Origin of the sequence: Micromonospora sp. NPDC005413 (genome assembly GCF_040606435.1) — a bacterium.
In the GTDB taxonomy this organism is placed as follows: Bacteria; Actinomycetota; Actinomycetes; order Mycobacteriales; family Micromonosporaceae; genus Micromonospora.
The window spans coordinates 1-4782 of record NZ_JBEXEV010000073.1; the positions used below are offsets into that span (position 1 = coordinate 1).

Below are 4782 nucleotides of genomic sequence, written 5' to 3' on the forward strand. Positions count from 1 at the left end.
CGCGGTCACCTGATGGCCGACACCGACCCACTGGAATTCAAGATCCGCAAGCACCCCGACCTGGACATGTCAAGTGATCTCTATCCACGACGATCTGCCCTAGATCGACGCGAGGTGGGGGGGGACGCGGGAGTGGCAGGGGGCGGACATGCGACGGGCGCCGCTCCCGGTGATCCCGGAGGCGGCGCCCGTCGTACTGCCGAGCTTGAGCGTCAGTGCCGATCGATGTCACTGGCGGTGTCCTCGCGGTAGCTGGCCCCGCCGTCCGACTCGCTGGTGAGCGGCTTGGCGCCACCCTCCGGCGGGCCGGCCAGGCTCTGGCCGCCGGCGGCCAGCTCCGGGAACTTCGCGTCGAACGCCGGCCGCTCGGAGCGGATCCGGGGCATCTTGTCGAAGTTGCGCAGCGGCGGCGGGCTGCTGGTCGCCCACTCCAGCGAGTTGCCGTGACCCCAGGGGTCGTTCACCTCGACCACCGGGCCGGTCTTGTACGACTTCCAGCAGTTGTAGATGAACGGCAGCGTGGAGATACCGGTGATGAACGCGCCGACCGTGGAGATCATGTTCAGCGTGGTGAAGCCGTCACTGGGCAGGTAGTCGGCGTACCGGCGGGGCATGCCCTCGTTGCCGAGCCAGTGCTGCACCAGGAACGTGGTGTGGAACCCGATCATGGTGAGCCAGAAGTGCACCTTGCCCAGGCGCTCGTCGAGCATCCGGCCGAACATCTTCGGGAACCAGAAGTAGATGCCGGAGAAGACCGCGAACACGATCGTGCCGAAGAGCACGTAGTGGAAGTGCGCCACCACGAAGTACGAGTCCGACACGTGGAAGTCGATCGGCGGGCTGGCCAGCAGCACACCGGTGAGACCACCGAAGAGGAAGGTGACCAGGAAGCCGACCGCCCAGAGCATGGGCGTCTCGAAGCTGATCTGGCCCCGCCACATGGTGCCGATCCAGTTGAAGAACTTCATACCGGTCGGCACGGCGATCAGGTAGCTCAGGAAGCTGAAGAACGGCAGCAGCACCTGGCCGGTGGCGAACATGTGGTGCGCCCAGACGCTCATGGAGAGCGCGGCGATCGCGACGGTCGCGGCGACCAGACCCTTGTAACCGAAGATCGGCTTGCGGGAGAAGACCGGGATGACCTCGCTGATGATGCCGAAGAACGGCAGCGCGACGATGTAGACCTCGGGGTGCCCGAAGAACCAGAACAGATGCTGCCAGAGCATCGGCCCACCGGTCGCCGGGTCGTACACGTGGGCGCCGAGGATGCGGTCCGCGGCGAGCGCGAACAACGCGGCGGCCAGCAGCGGGAAGACCAGGATCACCAGGAGGCTGGTGACCAGGATGTTCCACGTGAAGATCGGCATCCGGAACATGGTCATGCCGGGCGCGCGCAGGGTCAGCACCGTGGTGATCATGTTCACCGCGCCGAGGATGGTGCCCAGGCCGGAGATGGCCAGACCCATGATCCACATGTTGGCGCCGACACCTGGCGAGTGCTCGACGCTGCTCAGCGGCGCGTACGCGAACCAGCCGAAGTCAGCGGCGCCACCCGGGGTGATGAAACCGGCGGTCGCCATCGTGCCGCCGAACAGGTACAGCCAGTAGGCGAAGCTGTTCAGCCGCGGGAAGGAAACGTCGGGCGCGCCGATCTGGATCGGCACGATGTAGTTCGCGAAGGCGAACACGATCGGCGTCGCGAAGAACAGCAACATGATCGTGCCGTGCATCGTGAAGAGCTGGTTGTACTGCTCGGGCGACAGGAACTGCAGCCCGGGTCGGGCCAGCTCAGCCCGCATGATCAGGGCCATCAGGCCACCGATCATGAAGAACACGAACGCCGTGATCATGTACATGATCCCGATTTGCTTCGCGTCCGTGGTTCGCAGCAGCCGCGCGATGGCCGACCCCTTGACCGGCTCCCGGACCGGCCAGGGCCGGGTCACGACCGGCTTGGGTGCGACGGTGGTCACGAGTGGCCTCCGGTTCTCGGTTGTCCCGCTCGGCACACGCTGTTTATCGGCGGGCCGTCATCCGCAAGGAGGATAGTCCCCGGCAGGTCGCAGCGCCGCGTGGGGTGGCGTGACACGATCTACAACGGGCCTACAGCGGGCCGAGCAGTAGCCGGTAGTGCTCCCCGAAGATCCGGCCGCCGCGTCCGCGCAGCAGCGGGTCGCGCAGCGCCGGCGGCACGTCCCTGGTCCGGTTGCGGTCCCGGGTCCGGTCCCGCACCCATCGGGTACGCGGACGGCGACGACTCTCGTACGCCACAAGGGCCGCCTCCACACTGCCGGCGGCGCGCAGCGACTCGGCCAGCACCACGGCGTCCTCCAGTGCCATGGCCGCGCCCTGGGACAGGGTCGGCGCGGTGGCGTGCGCGGCGTCGCCGACCAGCAGCACCCGTCCCCGGTGCCAGCGGCCCAACTCCACCTCGTCGGTGATCCCGACGTGCACCTCGTCGAGTGCTGCCAGCACCTCGGGCACCGGGCCGCGGTAGTCGGCGAAGAGTTCGCGCAACCGGGCCAGCGGGTCGGCGGGCTCCTCGGTGCCAGCCTCGTCGGCGTACAGGTGCAGGCGCCCGGCACCGATCGGCACCATCAGGAACCCGGAGCGCTGGCCGAGCAGGGCGGTCCACTCGGTGACCGGCGGGCCGTCGCGCAGGACGGCCCGGTAGACCACCTGCCCGACCGGGCGGGGCGGACCGCCGAGTGCGGCCAGCGCGCGGACCGAGGAGCGCGGACCGTCGGCGCCGACGACCAGGTCGTACTCACCGGTGGTGCCGTCGGTGAAGGTGACGCCGACCGCGCCCGGGAGCAGGTCCAGGGTGCGGACCTCGGCACCGTGCCGGACGGCGCCGCCAGCGCCGCTGAGCAGCACCCGGTGCAGGTCGGCTCGGGGCAGCGCCCGACATTCGCCGACGCCGGCCCAGAGGGTGTCGAGGTCGACCTCGCACAGTTGCGCGCCGTCGGCGTCGAAGAACAGCTGCCGGTGGATCACCTGCCCGAGCGGACGGACGGGGTCGTGCAGGTCGAGCCGGTGCAGGGCACGAGCGGCATTGCCGGGCAGGTAGAGGCCGGTTTCGGTGGACTCCCCCGGTGGGAGCTTGTCGGTGACGTCCGGCCGGAAGCCCGCCAGGCGCAGCGCCCGGGCCACGGCCAAGCCGGCGATGCCCGCGCCGACGACGAGGATGCGCAGGGGGGAGCCACCCATGGTGGTGTACGCCTCCGGAGGGGGAGCGGCACGCGTTGGAGGCAACACGCTACTCGGAGCGATCGGTGCACGCCAGAGTCCGATCGGCCCGCCCGGAGCCGCTCGTCGGCGCCCCGTGCCGCTTAGCTGGCCGTCCTTCGACGCCCGTCCGGCGGGGGCATGGCAATCCTCACAATTCACCAGTTTGACCCGTACGGTTGCATCGTAGTTTCAGACATGTAAATGTGTCGTTGAGCGTGGGAGCGCTCCCGCATCGCCCCGACCCAGCCGGCGCCCGGCACGCGCCGAGTCAAGGAGCGTCATGAAACGTCAACTTCGGGCCCTGGCCGCCGCCGGGCTGCTACTCGCCAGCTCACTCGTCGCCGTGGCCCTCGGAGGCAACGCCTCCGCCGACACCCAGATCTGCGAACAGTACGGATCGGCTGTCATCCAGGGCCGCTACGTGGTGCAGAACAACCGTTGGGGCACCACCGCCCAGCAGTGCATCAACGTCACCGGCAGCGGCTTCGAGATCACCACCCTGAACGGCAGCAGCCCCACCAACGGGGCGCCCACGGCGTACCCCTCGGTCTTCTTCGGTTGTCACTACACCAACTGTTCCCCCGGCACGAACCTGCCGATCCAGGTGAGCCAGATCAGCAGCGCCACCAGCAGCATCTCCTACCGGTACGTCAGCGGCGCCACCTACAACGCGTCGTACGACATCTGGCTGGACCCGTCGCCGAAGCGGGACGGGGTGAACCAGATGGAGATCATGATCTGGCTCAACCGGCAGGGCCCGATCCAGCCCATCGGCTCAGTGGTCGGCACGACCAACCTGGCCGGCCGCACCTGGGAGGTCTGGCGGGGCAGCAACGGCTCCAACAACGTCATCTCCTACGTCGCGCCGTCGGCGATCTCCAGCCTGAACTTCAGCGTGCTGGACTTCATCAACGACGTCCGCAACCGGGGCGCGATCACCAACTCCTGGTACCTGACGAGCATCCAGGCCGGCTTCGAGCCGTGGCAGGGCGGCGTCGGCCTCGCGGTGACCTCGTTCTCGGCCGCCGTCAACGGCGGGGGCGGTCCCACCAATCCGCCCCCCACGACCCCGCCGCCGACGACCCCGCCGCCGACCACTCCGCCGCCGGGTGGCTCGGGCTGCGCGGTGAAGTACACGCCGAACTCGTGGAACAACGGGTTCACCGCTGACGTGCAGATCACCAACACCGGCTCCAGCGCGCTCAACGGTTGGACGCTGACCTACAACCTGCCCAGCGGGCAGCAGGTCACCAACGCGTGGAACGCCACGGTGAGCCAGAGCGGGTCCACGGTGACCGCACGGAACGTGGGCCACAACGGTTCCGTTCCACCCGGGGGCACCGCGAGCTTCGGCTACCAGGGCACCCTGAGCGGGTCGTACTCGTCACCGACGAGTTACTCGCTCAACGGGGCAACCTGCTCCCGCACCTGAGGACGACGGTCGGTGGGGCGCGCCCGCTCACTAGCTGGGCAAATGCTGGTCAAGCGCAACGAGTGCGTTGCCGGGCATTGGAAAGCAACGTAGCGTTTCCTGTGTCGGAAACAACGAAC

3 protein-coding genes are annotated in these 4782 nt (G+C 68.5%); 1 reads left to right on the forward strand and 2 read right to left on the reverse strand.

Going from position 1 to position 4782, the window contains the following annotated elements; translation table 11 throughout:
- Nucleotides 1-212: 212 nt before the first annotated feature.
- Both ctaD and ABZS37_RS32570 read right to left on the reverse strand, forming a co-directional pair.
- Complete coding sequence (gene ctaD, locus ABZS37_RS32565) at nt 213-1973, reverse strand: cytochrome c oxidase subunit I (protein ID WP_354996335.1); 1761 nt, start codon at nt 1971-1973, stop codon at nt 213-215.
- Nucleotides 1974-2103: 130 nt separating this feature from the next.
- A complete protein-coding gene (locus ABZS37_RS32570; RefSeq protein ID WP_355175420.1) occupies nt 2104-3210 on the reverse strand; it encodes an FAD-dependent monooxygenase in 1107 nt (368 codons plus the stop codon).
- A gap of 301 nt (nt 3211-3511) precedes the next feature.
- On the opposite strand from ABZS37_RS32570, the gene ABZS37_RS32575 reads away from it, so the two are divergent.
- Nucleotides 3512-4663: a cellulose binding domain-containing protein gene (locus tag ABZS37_RS32575; protein WP_355175422.1), complete on the forward strand. Its 1152-nt coding sequence runs from the start codon at nt 3512-3514 to the stop codon at nt 4661-4663.
- Nucleotides 4664-4782 lie beyond the last annotated feature (119 nt).

Coding starts and splice junctions, on each gene's coding strand:
- ABZS37_RS32575 (WP_355175422.1), top strand. CDS start 3,512: ATGAAACGTCAACTTCGGGCCCTGGCCGCCGCCGGGCTGCTACTCGCC.
- ABZS37_RS32570 (WP_355175420.1), bottom strand. CDS start 3,210: ATGGGTGGCTCCCCCCTGCGCATCCTCGTCGTCGGCGCGGGCATCGCC.